Genomic DNA, 19364 nt, shown 5'->3' on the forward strand with positions numbered 1-19364 from the left:
GAAAACCCCACAACCGTGTGTGCTTCTGACCCACTTGGGCCCTGCCACAAAAACAAACAACAATACCGTTTGGACGGGGCCCCCGCCCAAAACCCGAGTCCCCGCACTACGCGAGCGACTTCTCCACAGCCGCCACGACCTCCACCGCCTCCGGCTCGACCTGCGGCGAGAACCGCGCCACGACGTCCCCGCCCGGGCCGATCAGGAACTTCTCGAAGTTCCAGCGGATGTCGCCGGTGTGACCCTCGGCGTCCGCGGTGTCCACCAGCCGCTGGTACAGCTCGTGCCGCGCGTCCCCGTTCACCTCGACCTTCTCGGTCATCGGGAAGGTCACCCCGTAGGTCGCGGAGCAGAACTCGGCGATCTCCTCGGAGGTGCCGGGCTCCTGCCCCATGAACTGGTTGCAGGGCACACCGAGCACGGTGAAGCCCTGGGCGGCGTACCGCTCGTGCAGCCGCTCAAGACCCGCGTACTGCGGGGTCAGCCCGCACTTGGAGGCCACGTTCACGATGAGCACGGTCTTGCCGCGGTACTGGTCGAGATCCGCGGAGCCGCCCTGCAGAGAATCGATCCGGACGTCGAACACAGAGTTGTCAGTAGTCATGGACGGATGCTAACTCCGCCCGGTTCGGCCCCCCGCCTCAGCCGCCCTGGGCCTTCACGAGCACCTCGCCGGCGGCCGTACGGGAATACAGCACGGACCGCCCGGCCCGCCGCCGCTGGATCAGGCGTGCGTCGAGCAGCACCTTCAGATGCCGGCCGACCGAGCCCAGCCCCTGCCCGGTCAGCGCCACCAGCTGGGTCGTGCTCAGCGGGGAGCCGAGAAGGACGAGGACACCGGCGCGGGCGGGACCGAGCAGCGCGCCCAGGCTCTCCGGCACGTCCGCGGGCCCGGCGTGGGCGAGCGCCCCGACGCACGGGTAGACCACCGCGTACCGGTGCGGCTCCTCCCACGACACCCAGCCGTGGCTCTGCGGTGTGACCGGTACGAAGTACAGCTCGGCACCCGAGATCTCGCGCGGCGGATACTCGTGATGGTTGACCTGAAGCCGGTTGTCGCCGAGCCAGCGCATTCCGGGCCGCAGCGCGTCCAGGGCGGTCGCCCAGCCGCCCTGGCTGAGCTGGGCGCTCCGGGCGACGACGTCGGCCTCCAGGACGCGCCGGCGCCGGGCCCAGTAGGGGCGTACGGTCTCGGCCCAGACGTCGGTGAGGAGATCGGCGGCACGCTCCGGCAGGTCGTCGCGGTGCAGGGCGGCGGGGAGGGGCCCGCGCAGCGCCACGGCGAGGTGGGCCCGGGCCTCCGCGGCCGGCACCTCCCTGACCCGCGCGACCTCCTCCTCGAAACCGGCCTCGCCACGGGGCGTGGGCGTCAGGAAGTCCGCGATCCACTCCCGGCCGAGCCCGGAGCGGATGAGCAGCGCCGTGACCGGGTCCTCGGCCAGCCGACGGCGGTACGCGGGCAGATGGGCGTCGAGCCAGGCACGCTCGCCCGGGTGCGCGGCCGTGCCCGACTGAAGCACCTTGAGACTGGCGAAGGTCTCGGCGAGCGGCGAGAGCACGAAGCGGCTGCGGGCGAGGGTGTCGGCATTGACCTGCCACCACCCCATGTCCGCACCCTGTCCCTTCCGCCCGGCCAGGCCCGCCCCGGCGTCCCGTTCCGTCCCTGCCCGGGCCCGTTCGCGCTCCGAACTTGTTCTCCGGGGCCTGTTGCCGCTCCAAACCTGGCCCCCCGGGCCTGTTCCTGCCCAGGTGGCCGCTCCCGCACCCCTGTGGTCCCGGCATTCCCGCTGGTCCCCGGGCGTCCCTGTGGGCCGGCCCCCGGCGGCTCCCTCGGCGAGGCACCCACCACCCTCATGCTTTCGCCACTCCGCGAAACAATAACGACCGCCTCGTACGCGCCCGAGACTGCGCCCATGCGCAGCTACTCCGACCTCTTCCGCACTCCGGAGTTCACCCCGCTCTTCCTGACGTCCGCGCTCCAGGGAGCGGCCTCGACGGTGGGCGGCCTGGCCCTGGGCACCCTGGTCTACCGGGCGACGGACTCGCCCCTGCTCTCCGCCCTGAGCATGTTCGGCCCGTCCCTCGCCCAGGTACTGGGCGCGACGACGCTCCTGTCCGCGGCCGACCGGCTGCCGCCGCGCGCGACGACGACCGGCATCGCACTCGCCTTCGCCCTCGGTACGGCGGCGGTCGCGCTGCCGGGCCTCCCGGTGGCCGCGATCTTCGGCATCCTCTTCGTGCTCGGCCTGGTCGCCTCGCTGGGCGGCGGGGTCCGCTGGGGCCTGCTGAACGAGATCCTCCCCAGGGACGGCTATCTGCTGGGCCGCTCCGTCTTCAACATGATGAACGGGATCACCCAGGTCGCGGGGTACGCGGCGGGTGGCGTCCTGGTGGCCGTCGTGTCCCCCCGGGTCGGGCTCCTGACGGCGGCGGCGCTGTACCTGGCGGCGGCGGCCGGCACCCGCCTCGGCCTCACGCGCCGCGCGCCCCGTGCCTCCGGCCGCCCGTCGATCGCCCGGACCTGGCGCACGAACGCCCTCCTGTGGTCGCACGGTCCCCGCCGCACCGTCTATCTGCTCCTCTGGATCCCCAACGGTCTGATCGTCGGCTGCGAATCCCTCTTCGTCCCGTACGCCCCCGGCCACGCGGGTGCGCTCTTCGCCTCCGCGGCCTTCGGCATGCTGGTCGGCGACGTGACCACCGGCCGCCTCCTCGCACCGCGCGTCCGCGCGCGCCTGGGCATCCCGTTCCTGCTGCTCCTGGCCACGCCGTACCTCGTCTTCGCCCTCCACCCGGGCATCGCAGTGTCCGCGGCCTGCGCGGCCCTCGCCTCCGTCGGCTTCGGTTCCAGCCTGATCCAGCAGGAACGGCTGATGGCGCTGACACCCGACGAGCTCGCCGGCCACGCCCTCGGGCTGCACTCCTCCGGGATGCTGACCCTGCAAGGCGCGAGCGCGGCCCTGGCGGGTTCCGTCGCCCAACTGACGTCGCCCGGCACGGCGATGACGGTCATGGCGACGGCGTCGATCGCCGTGACGCTGGCGGTCACGCTGTCGGCGTCGGGATCGAGGACGGATCGGGGAACAGGGAAGGGTGCTCCTCCGGACACGAGGTCACAGCCCACGGCCCAGAGCCCACGGCCCACGAGCGGGTGAGCCTCCCTCTGGGCGGTCCCGCCGGGACTCCATAGAGTTCATGGTGACGCGGATGGGGATCCGCCGGGGAGGGGAACGTGCCATGGGCGGCAAGCCGGATCAGGAGCGGGCGGGCAGCGGACCGGTCGACCCCGAGCAGATGATCGCGGAGGCGCGCAAGGCGTTCTTCGTGATGTTCGGGTTCCTTGCGGTCGTCTGGCTGGTGCAGTTGGCCAACTCGACGGGCCACTACGCCCTCTCACGGGACTACGGAGTGGTCTCCGGCGACCTCGGGACCTTGCCCGACATCCTCAGCGCGCCCTTCCTGCACTGGAGTTGGGCACACATCGAGAGCAACTCCGGCCCCCTGTTCGTGTTCGGCTTCCTCGCGGCGTACCGAGGGGTCGCCCGCTTCCTCGGGCTTAGTCTGCTCGTGGCGGTGACCAGCGGACTCACGGTGTGGTTCTTCGAGGGGGGCGGCGTCGACACGGTGGGCGCCAGCGGGCTGATCTTCGGGTACTTCGGCTATGTCGTGGTCCGCGGGATCTTCGACCGCCACCTGATCGACACGCTGATCGGCATCGTCATGGCGGCCTCCTTCGCCTACCTGCTCACCGTCGCCGTACCCGGGACACCGGGCGTGAGCTGGCTCGGCCACCTGGGCGGTCTGATCGGCGGGCTGCTCGGGGCCTGGCTCTTCCGGGACAGGCGCCCACGGTCCCTCCCGACCGGCCGCTCCGGCGGCGCGAGCGGGGGCGGCGCCCGCCGCGCCGCACCGACGGGCGCCGACACCCCGCGCGCGGACCTGCACAAGGAACTCGGCGACCTCGGCCTCCTCTGAGGGCTCCTGGCCACGCCGGCGTCGGGCGTGGGGCCCGCCGAACCGGCTCTCCGGCACGAGTAGCGGGCGAGTGGAAGGGGGTGCCCGCCGGCCCGGTCCGGACGGCACCCCTCAGCTCTTCGGGCCCGGAGTCCAGTCCTGGACGAGCAGTCCGAGCAGTACCTCGTCCAGGAACTCGCCCATCACCCAGGCCGAGGAGCGCAGCACGCCCTCGCGGACGAAGCCGTTGCGCTCGGCAGCGCGCAGCATCGCGGCGTTGTCCGACAGTGTCTCGATCTGGAGCCGCTGCAGGCCGCGCACGACGAAGCCGTAGTGGCACAGCACCGCGACCACGTCGGTGCCGTAGCCCTTGCCGCGGGAGGACGGCAGCAGCCCCAGCCCGATGTGCGCGGACCGGTTGTGGCTGTCGATGTTCCACAGCACCGCATCACCGACCAGCGTGCCGCCGGCCAGCTCCACCACGGAGAACGGGACGTGCCGTTCATCCGTGCCGTCCACGATGAGCCGTGAGTCCTTCGAGCCGGGCGTGACCGGCCGCCACGGCCGGGTGTCGGACCGCGAGTGATTGACCACGTCGTCGTGGAGCTCGGCCTGCAGGACCGGTATGTCGTCGTCGTGCCGGGCCCTGAGCCCGACCTTGCTGCCTTTCAACATGAAAGCTTCCTATCGGACCGGCCCGACCGGCGGCAAACCAATATGTCCTCCGTCTCCGCACCGGAAACCCGCCACCTCCATGCGGCGACGGGCGGCGGACCGCGGACGCCGGCGGCGTCACCGCACCCCGTGTCACCCGGACGGCGCAACGGACACCGACTCACCCGTCCGGCCGACCTGACGTGCCGTCCGCTGCCGTGCCGGGAAGCCTAGGATCCGCCACTAGAGAGAGACGTCGCCTACCCCTGTCTGGCATCGGCGAGCCCACGTCATGACCGGAGGAGACGGGATGCTGCACCGTGCCGGCAGGACCTCCTGGAAACGCTTCGCCCGTGTTCTCGTCCCGAGTGTCATGGCCGCCGCGGCCCTCGGCGTGGGCATGGCCCAAGGAGCACTGGCCGCGTCGTTCCTCATCTCCGGCCAGAAGTTCCAGGTGGCCCTGGACACCCTGGACGCCCGTGGCCTGAGCATCTACGGCACGGTGGACGTGACCAGGCAGGGCACCCTCGTGCCGGTCGTGGTCACCGGGGCCCGCCGTGCGGAGATCAGCGGCCTGTGCCAGTCCGTGGTGGTCCCGATCCCGGTCCTGGGCCCGTACACCCTGCGGGTCACCGGCGGCGAACACCGCCGGGTCGAGGCGTCGGACCTGTTCCTCGACGCGACGACCGTGACGAGCACGCAGGCCAACTTCAACGACCTCGACATCGGCGTGGCGGCGGGAGCGGTCAGCAAGGGCCCGATCAGCCGGGAGGACCGGAACTCCCGGTTCTTCGACCCAAACGGCTTCGCCCAGCAGGCGGACTCGGCCGTCCTGAAGAACGTGCGCTTCACCACGGTCGCGGTCACGGCCGCCACCTTCAATGTCCCGGACCTCGGCGTGCGACTCAGGCAGGGCCACCACGAGTGCTTCTGATCCGTCGGCGCGACATACGCACCTCTCCTCCCGCTCGCCGCGTACTCCCGCCCGCCGAACATCACGGAGAGCTCACGTGTTCTTCCAACAAAGCAGCGGACGCCAGCACTTGGGCGTCGTCGCCCACGACGCCCGACGGGGATTCAGGGCCTGGCGACGCGAACGCCCCTTCTGGGCAGGGCTTTTCACCCTCGCCGCAGGCCTGCCCATCATCTACTTCCCGTACGCGCACCTGAACTTCGGCGCCATCCCCCTGGCCCTGTCGACCTCGGCCGGCGCCGGATCACTGATCATCGGGGTCCTGCTCGTGGCCCTCGCCCTCTCCCTCTGGTTCCAGCAGCAGACGCGCGTGTTCGCGGGGATCACGGTCATTCTGCTCTCCCTCGTCTCCTTTCCCGTCGCCAATCTCGGGGGCCTCCTCATCGGGATGGTCGCCGGCCTGATCGGCGGATCCCTGGCCTGTGCCTGGATCCCCCCGACGGGCACCCCCGAGCCGCGGCCCGCGGCGCCCCAGGTGCCTGCCCCCGTGCCCGTGGGTGAGGACCAGGGTGGCGAGTGACACCTCGACCGGCTGTGCGGCAGCCGGGCGGGAGTCCGCTCCCTGCCGTCCGGGCGACGCGGCGACGAGCCGTTCGACCGGCCGGCTGCTGCGGCCCCTCGCCTGCGCCCTGACCGTGGCCGCCCTGCCGCTGGCGCTCCCGCTCGCGACGCCCGCGGCATCGAGGGCGCTGCTCGCCCCCGGCGGCGTCCGCACGCCCGAACCGCCGGCGGGTGCGGGCCCGCCGGCCGCGCGCATACCGGACCACCGTCCGGCGCACGTCCCCTGGGAGCTGCGCGCCGACAGGCTGGTGCTCCACGGCAGTTCCTTCCACGGCGTGGTCGTCCTCAGGACGGCGACCGGGACCAGGCGGCTGCTGAAGTTCACCGCACGGTCGCTGGACTTCCGCGACCTCGACCTGACGGCGGGCCGCGGCCGCACGGCGACGCGGCTGCGGGCCGAGCCCGCGACCACGTCCACGCTCAGGGACGGGGGCGTGGTGACCCTGTACGCCCAGAAGCTGTACGGCACGCTCGTCGGACTGGGCGGCGCCCCGCTCCCGGCGGACCGGCACGTCACCATCACGCCCGACGCGCTGCCCCCGTGGCTCTCCCGCCCCGCCGCGCCCACCCGCACCATCACCTTCGAGAACGTGACCGTCTCACAGGTCGCCCGGCTCAGCGGCGACATGTCGATCACCGGACAGGCCCTCGGCGCCGCGGCCGGGTGACGGCGAGTCCCTCACCGCGCCGCGGGCCCGTGCGGCACGGACCGGAGTGCCGGGTACGGGACTTCGGGCGGGGCCCGGCCGGAGTCCCTGACGAAGGTCCGGCAGGCGAGACCCACGCATCGGCCGCCGCCCGTTCCCCCTGTCGGAGCCCGGACAACTCCGTGCTAGGTTGCGCTCCTTGATCGTGAAGGTGATGTGGGGGCCTTTCATGAAGCTGGCGCGTTTCTCGCCGCCGACCGCCGCGGCGCTGCTCCTGGGACTGACGACCGTCATCGGTCCCGGCGCGGTCGACTCGCACGCGGCGTCTGACGTACCGCTGCCGATCGCGCACTTCGCGCACATCGTCGTGGACGCTCCGCACGGACACCTGTTCATCAGCGGGGGCGCGGGCACCGACGACATTCTCGTCACCGACCTCGACGGCGGGGACCCGACGGTGATCAGCGGTGAACCGGGTGCCACCGGTCTCGCGCTCTCCGCCGACGGATCCGCGCTGTACGCGGCTCTCCCGGACCAGGACGCGATCGCGACGATCAGTACGGAGAGCCTGACCGAGTCCGCTCGGCACGGCACCGGCGCGGGCACCCGTCCGGACTCGCTGGCCGTCGCCGGGGGCACACTCTGGTTCGCGTACGGCACGACGGGCGCCGGCACCTGCGCCTGCGGGATCGGATCCCTCGACGGGTCCGGAACGGTCACTCTGCGCCAGGATCCGGGCAGTTGGACGGCCCCGCCGATGCTGGCGACGACCCCGACGCCCTCCGGCGTACTCGCGGCCGCCGCGCGGACGGGCGACACCGCCGCCTTCGTCACGTACCGGGCCGGGGGCGGTGCGCTGACCCGGCAGGCCGCGAAGGAACTGCCCGTCCCCGAGCTGAGAGACCTCGCGGTCACGGCGGACGGCCTGCACCTGGCGGTCTCGTCCCGGGCGTACCCCACGAACGACCGTTACCGCACCTCGGATCTGACGGCGGACGGGCGATTCGCCATGCCCGTGGGGCCCGGTGCTGTCGCGGTGGCCTCCGACGGCACCGTGGCCGACGGCGCCGGCGACTACGGGTTCGAGGCGATCCCGGAAACGGGCGAGGGCTACTACACCGCGTACGACTTCGGGTCTCCACGGCGCCTGGCCGCACACGGCCTCGCCTGGGCACCGGACGGGAGCCGGCTCTACGCCGTGGCCGTGGACGCCGCCGGGGGAGCACCCACGCTCCGGACGACCGGTGACCCGGAGACCGCCTGGGTCCGCCTCGTCGGACGGCCGACCCCCACACCACTCGCCCCCGGCGAGGCCTACTCCTTCCGGGCGGGCTTCGCCTCACCTCTCAGCCTCGGTGCCGGAGAGACCATGATTCCGGGCACCGTGCGGATCACGCGCTATGACAGCGCCGATCCGCACGGCGTGCCCGTCCCCGACCCGACGATCACCCCGGCGCGCGTGCCGACCGATTTCTTCGGGTCCTACTCCGTCGCCGGCACCGCTCCCCTCACCGGTCCACTGAGTTTCCGCGTCGACTACTCCGGAAGCGGTCACTACGGCCCGGCCGGCCAGACCTTCGACGTCCCCGTCGCGAAGTACGCGCCCACCATGGTGCTGACCGCCCCGTCCACCGGGGGCCGGGCCGCGCCGCTGGCCGTCACCGGGCGGCTCACCTGGCCGCACGCGCACGTGACCACCGGCGCGGTGCACGTCGTGAAGACCGACCTGGCGCACCCCTCGGGTTACCCGGTGGGCACCGTGCCCGTGGCCGCCGACGGCAGCTTCGCCCTGCACGACACCCCGCAGGCCGGGGGCACGAACACGTACGCCTTCAGCTACGACGGAGGCACGTCCTACCTCCCGGTCACGGCGTCGGCGAAGGTGCAGGTCTCCCGGACCATCCCGAGCCTGAGCCTGACGACCGACGCGAAGTCGTACCACTCCGGCGCGACCGTCAAGCTCACCGCTCACCTGGGGACCACGTACGACTCCCGTGTCGTGACGCTGTACGACCAGCCCGCGGGCAAGCCGCGGACGCAGCTCAAGAGCGGCAGGGTCGACGCGCACGGGAACCTCGTGACGACCTACAAGGTCACTCGCAACACCGTCTTCAGCGCGGCTTTCGCGGGTGACGACCGCTACGCGCCGCGTACGGTGACCGCCGGTGCGGCCCTCACCCCGACGGTCCGGACGGCGATGCAGTGGCCGCTCACCACCACCCGCGTCGGATCCACCACCTACCAGGTCTTCTACAAGTCCGAAGCCACCATGGGCTTCGACCTCCAGGTCACTCCCCGTCAGTCCGGCGGCTGCGAGACGGTGTACGTCGAGCACTACTCCTCGGGGGCCTGGCACCAGGTCACCTCGGGGACCTGCGTGCCCCTGTACTCCGACGGGTGGTACGGCTACAGCCGGAGCCTGAAGCTCTTCACGAGCAACGACCACTACCGGATCCGCGGCCACTACACGCCCCCGGCCAAGGACGCACAGACCGCCGACGTGTGGAGCCAGTGGACCTATCTCACGGTCCGCTCCGGCAGCCCGTCGTGAGGTCGTCGGCCTCGTGGACCGGCCGCCGCCGAGGAGGATTCCGCCGTCCCGGCCGAGGGGTGCCCGGGCAGGTCGGGCGGCTGCCGAACACAGGGCACGGCCGGTCTACTCCGGCGAGGGCTCCGCGGTGAGGACCTGCCCGTTCTTGCCGTTCTCCCCTCGCCTCCCGTTATGACCCCTCCTGCCGTGGTGGCCGTCCTTCCCGTACCGCCCCGGCTTGCCGGTGGGGCCGGTGGGGCCGGCCGGACCCGAGGGGCCCGAGGGGCCGGGCGGCCCCGGGGGGCCTTGCTCGATCCCGTCCCCCTGGAGTTCGATGCGCCGGGCCCGGAGTTCGTCGATCTCCTGTTGATGGGCGACGAGCACGGCCGACTGCGCGACGACCGCGACGGTCAGCACCGCGCCGAGCACAAGGCGGCGCCGCGGGCTGTGCCACGCCTCGTTTACGCTTCTCACGTTATCCCTCACGCTGCGTGACGCTGGAAGGTCGGGCGGGTACGCGGATTCGGGGGACCATGTCGAGTGCCGGAACCCGGACCGGACCGCTGTCGCGGCGACCGGGCCGGCCGCGCTCCTCGACGACCGCCCTCCCGCCGGCCGTCACGCGCCGGGCCGGCGGACCGGCCCGCTCGCGCCGGTGCGGTTCGCCGGGGGCGCCGTCCACACCGCGATCGAGCCCATCCCGCCAGGGGAGTCGAGTACTTCGAGAGCTGGACGGAGGACCGCTCGGCTACGGCGGGACGACAGCGTCTTTGCCGTCCCGTCCGTCCTTCCCGTCCCGTCCGTCCCGCCCGTCCCGCCCGTCCTGTCCGTCCGTCCCGTCCTTGCCCGGCGGGCCGAGGGCGCCGTCCGCGCCGGGAGGACCGGAGGGGCCGGACGGCCCGGGAGGGCCGGGCTCGAGATGCTTCTGGAGGTCGACGGGCTGTGTCTGCAGTCCGTCGAGCTGCATCTGCTGGGCGATGAGTGCGGCCGACTGTGCCACCAACGCGACCGTCAGCACCGCGCCGAGCACAAAAGGGCGCCGCGGGCTACGCAACGCTTCATTCACGCTTCTCACATCGTTCCTCACGTTGTGTAACGGCGAAAGTGTAAGGGACGAGGGCCAGGGGGAAGGTGGAGCGCGTCGCGCGTCTTCCGTCAGTGCGTCGATTGGCGCCGGCCGGTGGGGTTGCTCGTGCGTCGCTGCCGTACGGGGGCGTCCACGGCCGTCGGCCGGCGGATCCTGTACGGGTCGGCTCAGCTCCGTCCAGCTCGGCTTGGCTCAGTCCAGCTCGGCTCGGCTCAACGCGGCCTTTCTCCCGCGTGGTCGACCACGCCGGAGGCCTTGCGGGCGAAAACGTGGGTGAAGTCCTTGGCCCCGTGCCACTGCTGCCTGTACCCCAGGTAGGCGTAGGTCTTCGGGTCCAGGACCAGGGTTCGCCGTATGGGGTATCGGGTGCCGCTGGTGATCTGGACGCCCAGTCCGCGCCGGTGGAGCGCGTCTTCCGTCCCGGCGATGAACCGTACGCCCGGAACGAGTTTCAGGGCTCGGAACAGGGAGGCGTTCACCTTGGGCGGCAGGACCGGAGCGGCTTGCAGGAGCCTGAAGATCGCACCTGCCTCGTCGCCGAGGGTGGGCGTGGCGTCGGGCCGTACTCCCTCGAAGTACAGGGCCCACCGGAGACTCGGGTCGGTCCTGAGCTGTTCGAAGAGAGCGTGTGGCTCGGCGGGCAGCTTGGAGAGTGACTTGTAGATCATGAACGGTGAGTAGGCCTGGCCGATCTCCGGCCTTGTGATCAGCGGGTTGGCGTGGCCGTGTATGTCCGTCCCGCCGAAGGCCATGCGCTTGCCGTCGCCCCGCCACCATCTCTCGCTGGTGTAGCACTGCGGCATGCAGCTCACTTCTGCCAGGTAGGCCCACTGGCGCGGTCCGGGCAGCTGGGCCGAACTCCTCTCGGCGTTCTTCGCCGCCGCCTCCAGCACGAATCCGACCGTGTTCGTCCGCGTGCCCGGGTGGCCGTCCGCTCCGCCGGAGGCGAGCAGCACGCCCGCGGTCACCGCGGCCGCGGTCACCGCGCCGATCGCCGCCCGGCGCACGACACGGGCGGGGCGCCGACCGCGGCCGGCGCGGGCGGGACCACCGCGGCCCTCTTCCACGGCCGCGGCGATCAGCTTCCACCGACCGCCGGCCAGCCGCGCCGCGGTCGGAGCGGGCACCTCCGCCCGCAGTTCGCGCAGCGCGGTCAGATCGTCGAGGTCATGCATGGCCGTCTTCCTCCGACTCGGACGTGGGGGTGGGATCGATGCCGACGAGGGCGCCGCGCATCTTCTTGCGGGCCCGGTTGAGCCGGGAGCGGACGGTGCCCAGCGGGATGCCGAGCGCGTCGGCGACTTCCTGGTAGGAGAAGTCGGCCCAGGCGATGAGCAGCAGCACGTGCCGGTCGCCTTCGTTGAGCCGGTGCAGACCGGCGGCGAGCGGGCTGCGCAGGCTCTGGGCGGTGACCTGGCCGTCGACCGCGTCGGCGTGCGACTCGGTGACGGGGTCGATACCGGTTCTGGCCAGCGCGCGGTAGGCGCGCAGCTCGGTTCTGCGGTGCTTGCCGACGAGGTTCGCGGCGATGCCGTAGAGCCACGGGCGGGCCTGGCGCTGGTCGGTGTTGTAACCGCCGCGCTGCCGGAAGGCGATCAGGAAGGTCTCGCCGACGATGTCGTCGGCCAGGCCACCGGTGCCGAGGCGGCGCGCCACGTACCTGTGGAGTCCGGCGGCGTGCCGGTCGTAGAGCCCGGCGAATATCTCGGGGTCGGCCATCGACTGCGCGATCAGTTCCGCGTCGTCGACGGCCTCTGCTCTCGGAATGTGCCCGATGGAGGCGATCACAGGGTTCCGTTCCTGGGGAGTCTCACCGAGCGTCCCAGTAGGCGCTCACCCGTTATTACCCGGAGCCCTCTTACGGGTTCACGGGCGAGGTGACCGTGGGTTCAAATCCCCTACCCGCCGGACGGGTTGAAGGCCGGTCAGTCCTCGGCCGGACCGGGTGCCGTGAGGTCGATCCAGGGCTTGTGGAAAGATCACGGGATGCTACGACTAACCGACTTCATCATCGACTGTCCGGACACGATGAAGCTGGCAGCCTTCTACTCCGAAGTGGTGGGGCTCCCGGTCAAGGAGGGCAGCGACGAGAACTGGGCCGGCATCCAGTTCGGCGAGGTCGAACTGGCCTTCATCCAGGTGGATGACTACCGCGCCCCGCAGTGGCCCGACAGCGAGCACCCCAAGCAGTTCCACCTCGACTTCGAAGTCGACGACCTCGAGACCGAACAGCGCCGCGTCCTGGCCCTCGGCGCGACCCTGCAGCGGGACTGCACCGGCCCCGACGGCTACGGATTCCGCGTCTACGTCGACCCCATCGGCCACCCCTTCTGCCTCTGCCGCAACAAGGGTGTCGTCTGGACCGATCAGGGCCCCGTCTGGCCCGAGCGCGACCAGGGCGCTTCGAGTGAGCTGAGCGACGGCGTCTCCTGATCGGTAAGGAGCGAGGTCTCCGGCGAGGGTTCATCGACCAGGAAGAACCAGCCACCGGAGACCTCGTGGTCACCCTCCGGGCGATCGCGCCTTCACAGCGTCCGCGCCGTGTGATCAGATCGGCCCGTACCAGCAGGGGGCGGCTCGGGGAGGGTCGCGGAGGAGGGGAAACCGTGATGCCCGCCGTCGCCAGAGAGACGACACAGCCGTGTCCGGAATGCGGCACGGAGATCCGCGGCGACAGCCGGTTCGCCGTCTGGTGCGCCGCCTGCGACTGGAACGTGGACCCTGAGGAGCAGGAGCCGGACCCGGGACGGCTGGAACGAGCCGAACGCGCTCTCGCCCGACGCCATGGCGAACAGCTTCTCGCCGAGATGCTGAGCGGGCGGGAATCGCGCCCGCGGCGCGACGTCTCGGCGGTGACGGCCACCGCGCTCGCCCTGACCGTGCACGGCTTCACCCTCGCTCTTGCCGTCGGCGGTGTCTGGTGCGTGGTGGCGGGCTGGGGCGGCGCCGGCGTGGTGGCGGCCCTGTTGCTTCTGGCGCTGGCCTGGGCGCTCGCCCCGAGGGTTCGCCGCCTGCCCGACGACCGGCCCGTGCTGTTCCGGGCCGACGCGCCCGAACTCTTCGACCTGGTGGACGAGGTGGCGCGCGCGGTCGGCACCCGGAGCGTGCACGCGATCGTCGTGGACGCGAGCATCAACGCGGGCGTCATGACGTACGGTGCGCGCGGCAGGCGGCTGCTGATGCTGGGCATGCCGCTGTGGGAGGTCCTCACGCCGGTGGAGCGGATCGCCCTGCTCGGCCACGAGCTGGCCCACTACGCCAACGGCGACACGCGCAACGGCCTGGTGGTGGGCACGGCGGTGCGCACCCTGTCCCTCTGGCACCACACCCTCCGGCCGCTTCCGCACCCGTCCGCCATCGAGATGGCCGTCAATGCCCTCTACGTGCTGCCACGTCTGCTGGTCCGGGGGGTGCTGGCGCTGCTCGTCCGGCTGACGTCGCGGGGCGGGATGCGGGCCGAGTACCTCGCCGACCGGATGGCCGCCCGCACCGCGTCCACGGAGGCGGCGGTGGGCCTCATCGACCGGTTGCTGATCGCCGAGTCGCTCGGCGTCCTGCTGCGCAGCGAGGCCAACCGTGCCGCCCTCGGTGGGGCGAGGTCCGCCCGGGAGGCCACGGCCCGGGCCGACGAACTGTGGGGAGTGCTCACCGCGTACACGGCGTCCGTCCCGGAGCACGAATACGAACGGCAGCGGCGCGCGGGAGCACGGCGCGGACACCAGGTCGACGCCACTCACCCGCCGACCCATCTGCGGCGCGCCTGCCTGCTCGTCGGGGAGCCCGTCGCGGCCGCGGTGGTGCCGGACATCCGCCGGACCGAGCGGATCGCCACGGAACTTGCCGCGGCGCGAACCGAGGTGGCCAAGCGCGTGCTGCGCGACGGACTCGAGGCCTGAGCCCCCGCACGCCGCCCCCCGCCGCGTGCGGCGCCTCTTGTTCGTATCACTGCCGGCCGCCCTCTTCGACAACTGCCAACCCCCGCAAACGGCACGGCCGTGGCCGGCGACCTCTTCGTCCCGACCTGCCTGGTGAAGCGAGAGGTTGGGGCCATGATCCGCGAGGCTCGCGCCAAGCCGGCTCCGTAGAGCCGTAGAGCCGTAGAGGCAACGCGCTCGTGAGGCTGCATTGGTTTCCGGGTCGTGGCCGCCCCCGTGCGCTCCGGTCCGTCGTCGTTGATGTCAACCGGTGATGTCGGGGGCAGCCGCTGCGCTCGCCGCGCTCGCCGCGCTTGTGGTCTGTTCGGTGGATATCGGCGTGCCGTGCAGGGGCTGACATCCGGCCTGTCGTCACTGTGAGCGATAGCAGAGGTCATTGACGTGTAGCTCTGGACCGGGGCTACCGCCCGAGAAGTAGGAGGCCCCATGGCAGCGTTTCGAGGCGCCCGTCTGCGCGGCGCGATCGCTGTGGCCGGTATGGTGACGAGTTTGGTGGCCATTCCCGCGACGGCCCAGGCTGCGACGACCAGCGTGCCCTGTAACCCGACCGCACTGAAGAACGCGATCACCAGCGCCCACTCCGGGGACACGCTGGTGCTGGCCCACAGATGCGTCTACAGCTACACCACGCCGGACAACGCCAACAACGCTTTGCCCGTGATCACCAAGAAACTCACCATCAAGGGACGCGACGCCACCATCCAACGAGACCCGACGACGGCAGCCCTGTTCCGCATCTTCGAAATCGACGGACCCGGGAACCTGGCACTCAACGATCTCACCGTACGCAACGGCAGCGTCCCGGGTACCGCTGGTGGCAACATCTTCGTCAATCCGGGTGGGACACTCAGCCTCACCCGTAGCGTTGTGACGAACGGCAACGCCACCGACGGCGGCAACATCTTCGCCAATTCGGGTGGGACCATCGACCTCACCCGTAGCGTCGTGCGGAACGGCACCGCCTTCGACGGCGGCGGCTTCTTCATTCTCGCCTCTGCCACCGTGCGGATCCGTCACAGTGCCGTCGTCTACAACACCTCGGCAGCATTCGGCGCCGGCATCTCGAGCAGAGGCGACCTCACCATCGCCGACGGCACCACGATCAGCAATAACACCACGAGCGGCGTGGGTGGCGGACTCGCCAACAGCGGCCCGGCGACGATCGATGATTCCGAGATCTTCTCGAACAGCGCAGCCAGCAACGGTGGCTTCAGAGGTGGTGGAGGGATCTTCAACCTCAACACCGGCAAGGTGAACCTGCACCACACCCGGGTGGAGCACAACACGGTCACCACAACGGCGAACGCGCCGGGCGTGGGCGGGGGGATCTCGAACCAGGGACTGGCCGCCACGGTGACGATCGACGGCGGAAAGATCGGACACAACTCGGCCCAGGGGACCAACGCCCAGGGCGGTGGCGTCTACAACGAGGGCACGCTGAGCACCAAGCGGCTTGAGATCGAACACAACACCTCCACCGGCACGGGTGCCCAGGGCGGTGGTCTGACCAACAACGGTGGGACCGCCACGCTCACCAGCAGCCAGGTGGAGCGCAACACCAGCAGCGCCCCTCCCGGCGGAATCAACAACAAGTCCGGCACGGTGGCCCTGAACAACAGCAAGGTGAAGCACAACAAGCCCACCAACTGCGCCGGCAGCGCAGTCCCGGTGCCTGGCTGCGTGAACTGACCAACCGGCTTAACCCACCGCCTTCCCCAGCTCCCGTCCCGTCCGCCCGCCGGAGGCATTGTCTTGACCATGGCCTGCTCTATGCGGGTGATCGACTCACGGCCTCCGGCCCTGTCCATGTGTGGGCGCGCGGAGGCGCAGCCGTGGCGGAGCGGAGCGGGCCGGAGGCACGTCGTGCAGGACACTCAGCGCGAAGCCATGAGCCACATGGACCGGCTGCTCAGAAAGCGGCCCGGTCGTCAGTGACCGTCGGCGTTGATGTCAGATCTGGATGTCAGAAGGGGACCACCTCCCAAAACTGGGAGGTGGTCCCCTTCTGAACTGGTGCCCCCGGCAGGATTCGAACCTGCGACACCCGCTTGAGGAGCGAGGTGGCGCGACCTGCGGTGTGACCTGTGGGTTCCCCGCCTTGAGCAGGTCCGGCGGCACGCACCACTGTGTACCCCGATTCCCCGTGAGTCCCAGCTCGTTCTGGCACGGATGTGGCACGACCGCTCTTCGTCCTGAAGCAACTAGGTGTGCGTTTGGCGTAGGGCTGCTGTGCCTCTCACCGGCTGCAATGGTCCGCGGCCGTTCGCCGCTGTTCGTCGGCGTTGTCACGCAGTTGGACACTCGCGCGCCGCTCGATGCGAACTGTGGGCGCGTCGGCCGTTGAGGTCTAGCGAGCCCGTCAGCTGGCCGCCTGAGGCTGGTGGTGGTCAGCGACAGACGCGGGGATTGCCGTACTTCACTGCTGTACAGCACCGGTTCGGAAGATGCCGACAAAGCCTGGCCAGCCTGCCATGCCACGGAGCCGGGGTGGAGCGGGCTCGGGGCCTTCGCGCCCCTCGGCGCCCCGCTGCGCCCAGTCAGAACGGGGACGCAGCAGGCATGCTCCGAGACCTGGACTAGCTCACGCCGCCGGAGGCGATCGAGATCCACGGACTCCAGCCGGAACAGTTCTCCCAGCCGATGTCATTGGAGTAGTTACGCAGGCAGACGTTGTAGCGCATGGAGTGATTTTCGTCCATGTCGTAGTTGCAGCTAGTCCAACCGTTGTCCGCGCCGTTGGTGTCCTTGCACTCTCCGGAGCGGCCGTAGTCGGTCTCCCATCGAGTGACGGTGCTCTTGCCATCAGCATCAAGGTCATTGACCCCGACGTAATCACCGTCAGACTGGAAACCTCCAAGACCCGCGTAGTCGTCCGTGTACAGGACTCCAGGCCAGGAACTGGGGTAGCTAACGGCGTAGGCGGGTGACGCAATGAGGATGATGCCTACTGCGGCACCAAGTGCAATGCTGATCTTTTTCAACGTGCGGCACGCCTTTCGCGAGGTAGAGAACACAAGGCCTCGGCCTTGAGTGTCGGTGATCTTAGATGACGATCAGCCAACACGGCCAGCCCGAAGAAGCTTTGGGCTGCATGTGCCGATCCTTCCGGTTTCTCAAAGCCTCAGCGTCACCTGGCCTTTTGTTCCTACCGCTCGCCCCTGCCCTCAACCCGTCTGCCATCGACCCAGGCGCTGTGGAGCGGGCGTGGCCCATGGCACCCATATAGGGTGCGCCATTGCACAAACGACCTGGACGCCAGGGCCCGCATTTGCTTTGCCTGGGTGGATGGCTGACGGGGATGGAACATTCCTCGTTCACGCTTCGTCGGTCATTCCCTCTATGTCAATTTGACCGCTGGTTCTACACCTATCTACAACTCCCCATGCTAGCCGTCTCCCAGTTAACGCATAGTGCGATAGGTCGAGCTCATCCATGAGGCTTAGCGTGGCATTCGCCCCATGTCCGAGTCACCCGGAATAATGAGGTCGGCGGAACGACTTTGGCCAGGAGTTGCTTTGGGGCGAGTGATCATGGCCCCGTAAGCTTCCGGCGCGTCGGGCAGTCTGTGGATCTGCCCGGTAAAGCACGACGTTGGGGCCTTGATCTTCGAGGCTCGCCCCAAGGACGCATCACCCGCCCGGTCGCCGCACTGCCCCGCCTGCGGCACCCACGCCCCGGCCTGGGTCCGCGTCGACATCGACGGCCTGTCCATCGTCACCCACGACGGTGACCTGATCTGCCCGCGCGACCGCTCCTTCGGCTACAGCCCCGCCCCGACCCCGCTGGCGGTGGCCGCGTGACGGACTTCCCCGTCCCTCCGGAGGCCGTGGCTGGTGCTGCGGCCTCCATGGGCACCGATCCCTTGACCCTCGCCGATCTGCTGCGGGTGGCGAACTCGCCGGGCTTCGATCGGTGGCAGGAACAGGTCCGCCGTACCGGCGGCTGCGCCAACCCGATCCGCCTCCAGGGGCAGACCGTGACCCGCGACCGCGCGACCGGGCATGTCCTGTACTCCTACAGCACTGAGCACGAGCCGGGCGGCATGCTCCGGGTCGCGTGCGGCAACGGGCGGGCCTCCCGCTGCCCCTCCTGCGCCTGGACGTATGCCGGGGATGTTTACCACCTGATCCGTGCCGGGATCACCGGTGACAGCCGGATGGGCATCTCCGGCCGGATCCGCCAGCACCCCGGCGTGTTCGCGACCCTCACCGCGCCATCGTTCGGGCCCGTCCACAACCGGCCCGCCTCCGGCTGCTGCCGCTGTGGGAGCTCTCATGCGGAGGGCGATCCGGCGCTCGGCACGGCCCTGGACCCGGCGCGCTACGACTACGCGGGCGCGGTGCTGTGGAACAACCATGCCGGGGACCTGTGGCGCCGGTTCACCATCTACCTGCGCCGTGAGGTCGCCGCGCACGCGGGCCTGACTCAGACGGCTATGCGGGAGGTGTGCCGGGTCTCCTTCGGCAAGGTCGCCGAGTTCCAGAAGCGCGGCGCCGTGCACTTCCACGCCGTGGTGCGCATGGATGGTCCGGACGGGCCCGACAGCCCCCCGCCGGCGTGGGCCACGGTCGCTCTCCTGGACGGCGCCATCAAGGCGGCTGCCGCTCGAGTCTCGGTGCCCGTCTCCGCGGGCGGTGACTTCCCGGCCCGCACCCTGCGCGGGGGGACACAGGTCGACGTGCAGCCGATCGGCAGTCTCGCCGGGGTCGAGCTGACCGATGGGGCGGTGGCCTCCTACGTCGCCAAGTACGCCACGAAGGCGGCTGAGGCGACCGAGACGGTGGACCGCCGGATGGGGGAGATCTCGGAACTCGACAAGCTGCCCCTGCCCGCGCACACGCGACGGCTGATCGAAGCCTGCTCGGACCTGGACGACGCCTACCCCGTTCGTCAAGGTCGGTCGGCATGTCCGCATCCCTGAAAGTGCGCTGACCGCCTTCGTCGCTGAGCACACAGTCCAGCCGGTAGCGGTTCGGCCTGGCGTGCTGCGGAGGGTGGCCTGATGGCGAATCACCAGAGAAGG

Annotated in this window: 18 protein-coding genes and 3 pseudogenes; 13 read left to right on the forward strand and 8 right to left on the reverse strand. The window is 70.5% G+C overall.

Annotated elements, in window-relative coordinates; genetic code table 11:
- Positions 1 to 106 precede the first annotated feature (106 nt).
- Together ACFV2J_RS10655 and ACFV2J_RS10660 are read right to left on the reverse strand one after the other, a co-directional pair.
- Positions 107 to 604, reverse strand: coding sequence for a glutathione peroxidase (locus ACFV2J_RS10655; RefSeq protein WP_385082248.1), 498 nt, complete (start codon positions 602 to 604; stop codon positions 107 to 109).
- A gap of 37 nt (positions 605 to 641) precedes the next feature.
- On the reverse strand, positions 642 to 1607 hold the full coding sequence (locus tag ACFV2J_RS10660) for a transcriptional regulator (RefSeq protein ID WP_385082249.1): 966 nt from the start codon (positions 1605 to 1607) through the stop codon (positions 642 to 644).
- Between the two features lie 306 nt (positions 1608 to 1913).
- Here ACFV2J_RS10660 and ACFV2J_RS10665 point away from each other — a divergent pair, with 306 nt between their 5' ends.
- Positions 1914 to 3155, forward strand: a complete 1242-nt coding sequence (locus tag ACFV2J_RS10665; RefSeq protein ID WP_385082251.1) for an MFS transporter — start codon at positions 1914 to 1916, stop codon at positions 3153 to 3155.
- Between the two features lie 82 nt (positions 3156 to 3237).
- Positions 3238 to 3975, forward strand: coding sequence for a rhomboid family intramembrane serine protease (locus tag ACFV2J_RS10670; RefSeq protein ID WP_385082253.1), 738 nt, complete (start codon positions 3238 to 3240; stop codon positions 3973 to 3975).
- 111 nt (positions 3976 to 4086) lie between these two features.
- On the opposite strand, the gene ACFV2J_RS10675 is transcribed toward ACFV2J_RS10670, so the two are convergent.
- Positions 4087 to 4629 carry a GNAT family N-acetyltransferase gene (locus tag ACFV2J_RS10675; protein ID WP_385082254.1) on the reverse strand — a complete coding sequence of 181 codons (543 nt, stop codon included), beginning with the start codon at positions 4627 to 4629 and terminating at the stop codon, positions 4087 to 4089.
- A 289-nt stretch (positions 4630 to 4918) separates the two neighbouring features.
- Between ACFV2J_RS10675 and ACFV2J_RS10680 the strand changes: the two genes are divergently transcribed.
- The 4 genes from ACFV2J_RS10680 to ACFV2J_RS10695 all read left to right on the forward strand — a co-directional run bounded on the left by ACFV2J_RS10680 (position 4919) and on the right by ACFV2J_RS10695 (position 9340).
- Complete coding sequence (locus ACFV2J_RS10680; protein ID WP_385082255.1) at positions 4919 to 5542, forward strand: DUF6230 family protein; 624 nt, start codon at positions 4919 to 4921, stop codon at positions 5540 to 5542.
- A gap of 76 nt (positions 5543 to 5618) precedes the next feature.
- On the forward strand, positions 5619 to 6101 hold the full coding sequence (locus ACFV2J_RS10685) for a DUF6114 domain-containing protein (RefSeq protein ID WP_385082257.1): 483 nt from the start codon (positions 5619 to 5621) through the stop codon (positions 6099 to 6101).
- A complete protein-coding gene (locus ACFV2J_RS10690) occupies positions 6091 to 6810 on the forward strand; it encodes a hypothetical protein (RefSeq protein ID WP_385082258.1) in 720 nt (239 codons plus the stop codon). Before ACFV2J_RS10685 ends, ACFV2J_RS10690 begins: the two co-directional genes overlap by 11 nt.
- Positions 6811 to 7018: 208 nt before the next feature.
- Positions 7019 to 9340: a hypothetical protein gene (locus ACFV2J_RS10695; protein WP_385438171.1), complete on the forward strand. Its 2322-nt coding sequence runs from the start codon at positions 7019 to 7021 to the stop codon at positions 9338 to 9340.
- 105 nt (positions 9341 to 9445) lie between these two features.
- On the opposite strand, the gene ACFV2J_RS10700 is transcribed toward ACFV2J_RS10695, so the two are convergent.
- The 4 genes from ACFV2J_RS10700 to ACFV2J_RS10715 form a co-directional block, all read right to left on the reverse strand.
- Complete coding sequence (locus ACFV2J_RS10700) at positions 9446 to 9793, reverse strand: hypothetical protein (RefSeq protein WP_385082261.1); 348 nt, start codon at positions 9791 to 9793, stop codon at positions 9446 to 9448.
- A 274-nt stretch (positions 9794 to 10067) separates the two neighbouring features.
- Complete coding sequence (locus ACFV2J_RS10705; RefSeq protein WP_385438174.1) at positions 10068 to 10319, reverse strand: hypothetical protein; 252 nt, start codon at positions 10317 to 10319, stop codon at positions 10068 to 10070.
- 299 nt (positions 10320 to 10618) lie between these two features.
- Positions 10619 to 11581, reverse strand: coding sequence for a CU044_5270 family protein (locus ACFV2J_RS10710; RefSeq protein ID WP_385082263.1), 963 nt, complete (start codon positions 11579 to 11581; stop codon positions 10619 to 10621).
- On the reverse strand, positions 11574 to 12125 hold the full coding sequence (locus ACFV2J_RS10715) for an RNA polymerase sigma factor (RefSeq protein ID WP_385082292.1): 552 nt from the start codon (positions 12123 to 12125) through the stop codon (positions 11574 to 11576). Before ACFV2J_RS10715 ends, ACFV2J_RS10710 begins: the two co-directional genes overlap by 8 nt.
- A gap of 267 nt (positions 12126 to 12392) precedes the next feature.
- On the opposite strand from ACFV2J_RS10715, the gene ACFV2J_RS10720 reads away from it, so the two are divergent.
- The 4 genes and pseudogenes from ACFV2J_RS10720 to ACFV2J_RS10735 form a co-directional block, all read left to right on the forward strand.
- The gene (locus ACFV2J_RS10720; protein ID WP_385082264.1) at positions 12393 to 12839 is read left to right on the forward strand and encodes a VOC family protein; all 447 of its coding nucleotides are present in this window, start codon (positions 12393 to 12395) and stop codon (positions 12837 to 12839) included.
- Positions 12840 to 13015: 176 nt separating this feature from the next.
- Positions 13016 to 14302 carry a M48 family metallopeptidase gene (locus ACFV2J_RS10725; RefSeq protein WP_385082265.1) on the forward strand — a complete coding sequence of 429 codons (1287 nt, stop codon included), beginning with the start codon at positions 13016 to 13018 and terminating at the stop codon, positions 14300 to 14302.
- Between the two features lie 465 nt (positions 14303 to 14767).
- Positions 14768 to 16030 carry a hypothetical protein gene (locus ACFV2J_RS10730; RefSeq protein WP_385082266.1) on the forward strand — a complete coding sequence of 421 codons (1263 nt, stop codon included), beginning with the start codon at positions 14768 to 14770 and terminating at the stop codon, positions 16028 to 16030.
- 168 nt (positions 16031 to 16198) lie between these two features.
- Positions 16199 to 16276 (forward strand): annotated as a pseudogene (locus ACFV2J_RS10735) (integrase); the annotation flags it as partial.
- Between the two features lie 641 nt (positions 16277 to 16917).
- Here ACFV2J_RS10735 and ACFV2J_RS10740 read toward each other — a convergent pair.
- A complete protein-coding gene (locus ACFV2J_RS10740; RefSeq protein WP_385082267.1) occupies positions 16918 to 17322 on the reverse strand; it encodes a hypothetical protein in 405 nt (134 codons plus the stop codon).
- Between the two features lie 618 nt (positions 17323 to 17940).
- Here ACFV2J_RS10740 and ACFV2J_RS10745 point away from each other — a divergent pair.
- The 3 genes and pseudogenes from ACFV2J_RS10745 to ACFV2J_RS10755 all read left to right on the forward strand — a co-directional run.
- Positions 17941 to 18141, forward strand: a complete 201-nt coding sequence (locus ACFV2J_RS10745) for a hypothetical protein (RefSeq protein WP_385082269.1) — start codon at positions 17941 to 17943, stop codon at positions 18139 to 18141.
- 47 nt (positions 18142 to 18188) lie between these two features.
- Positions 18189 to 19235, forward strand: a pseudogene (locus ACFV2J_RS10750) (replication initiator); the annotation flags it as partial.
- A pseudogene (locus ACFV2J_RS10755) lies at positions 19228 to 19344 on the forward strand (DNA-binding protein); the annotation flags it as partial. The pseudogenes ACFV2J_RS10750 and ACFV2J_RS10755, both read left to right, overlap by 8 nt.
- Positions 19345 to 19364: the final 20 nt, after the last annotated feature.

The organism is Streptomyces sp. NPDC059668, assembly GCF_042734135.1.
In the GTDB taxonomy this organism is placed as follows: Bacteria; Actinomycetota; Actinomycetes; order Streptomycetales; family Streptomycetaceae; genus Streptomyces.

What these genes read in the sequence shown, in the direction of transcription:
- ACFV2J_RS10655 (WP_385082248.1), bottom strand. Translation starts at nt 604, where the DNA reads ATGACTACTGACAACTCTGTGTTCGACGTCCGGATCGATTCTCTGCAG.
- ACFV2J_RS10660 (WP_385082249.1), bottom strand. Translation starts at nt 1,607, where the DNA reads ATGGGGTGGTGGCAGGTCAATGCCGACACCCTCGCCCGCAGCCGCTTC.
- ACFV2J_RS10665 (WP_385082251.1), top strand. Translation starts at nt 1,914, where the DNA reads ATGCGCAGCTACTCCGACCTCTTCCGCACTCCGGAGTTCACCCCGCTC.
- ACFV2J_RS10670 (WP_385082253.1), top strand. Translation starts at nt 3,238, where the DNA reads ATGGGCGGCAAGCCGGATCAGGAGCGGGCGGGCAGCGGACCGGTCGAC.
- ACFV2J_RS10675 (WP_385082254.1), bottom strand. Translation starts at nt 4,629, where the DNA reads ATGTTGAAAGGCAGCAAGGTCGGGCTCAGGGCCCGGCACGACGACGAC.
- ACFV2J_RS10680 (WP_385082255.1), top strand. Translation starts at nt 4,919, where the DNA reads ATGCTGCACCGTGCCGGCAGGACCTCCTGGAAACGCTTCGCCCGTGTT.
- ACFV2J_RS10695 (WP_385438171.1), top strand. Translation starts at nt 7,019, where the DNA reads ATGAAGCTGGCGCGTTTCTCGCCGCCGACCGCCGCGGCGCTGCTCCTG.
- ACFV2J_RS10710 (WP_385082263.1), bottom strand. Translation starts at nt 11,581, where the DNA reads ATGCATGACCTCGACGATCTGACCGCGCTGCGCGAACTGCGGGCGGAG.
- ACFV2J_RS10715 (WP_385082292.1), bottom strand. Translation starts at nt 12,125, where the DNA reads ATGGCCGACCCCGAGATATTCGCCGGGCTCTACGACCGGCACGCCGCC.
- ACFV2J_RS10720 (WP_385082264.1), top strand. Translation starts at nt 12,393, where the DNA reads ATGCTACGACTAACCGACTTCATCATCGACTGTCCGGACACGATGAAG.
- ACFV2J_RS10725 (WP_385082265.1), top strand. Translation starts at nt 13,016, where the DNA reads ATGCCCGCCGTCGCCAGAGAGACGACACAGCCGTGTCCGGAATGCGGC.
- ACFV2J_RS10730 (WP_385082266.1), top strand. Translation starts at nt 14,768, where the DNA reads ATGGCAGCGTTTCGAGGCGCCCGTCTGCGCGGCGCGATCGCTGTGGCC.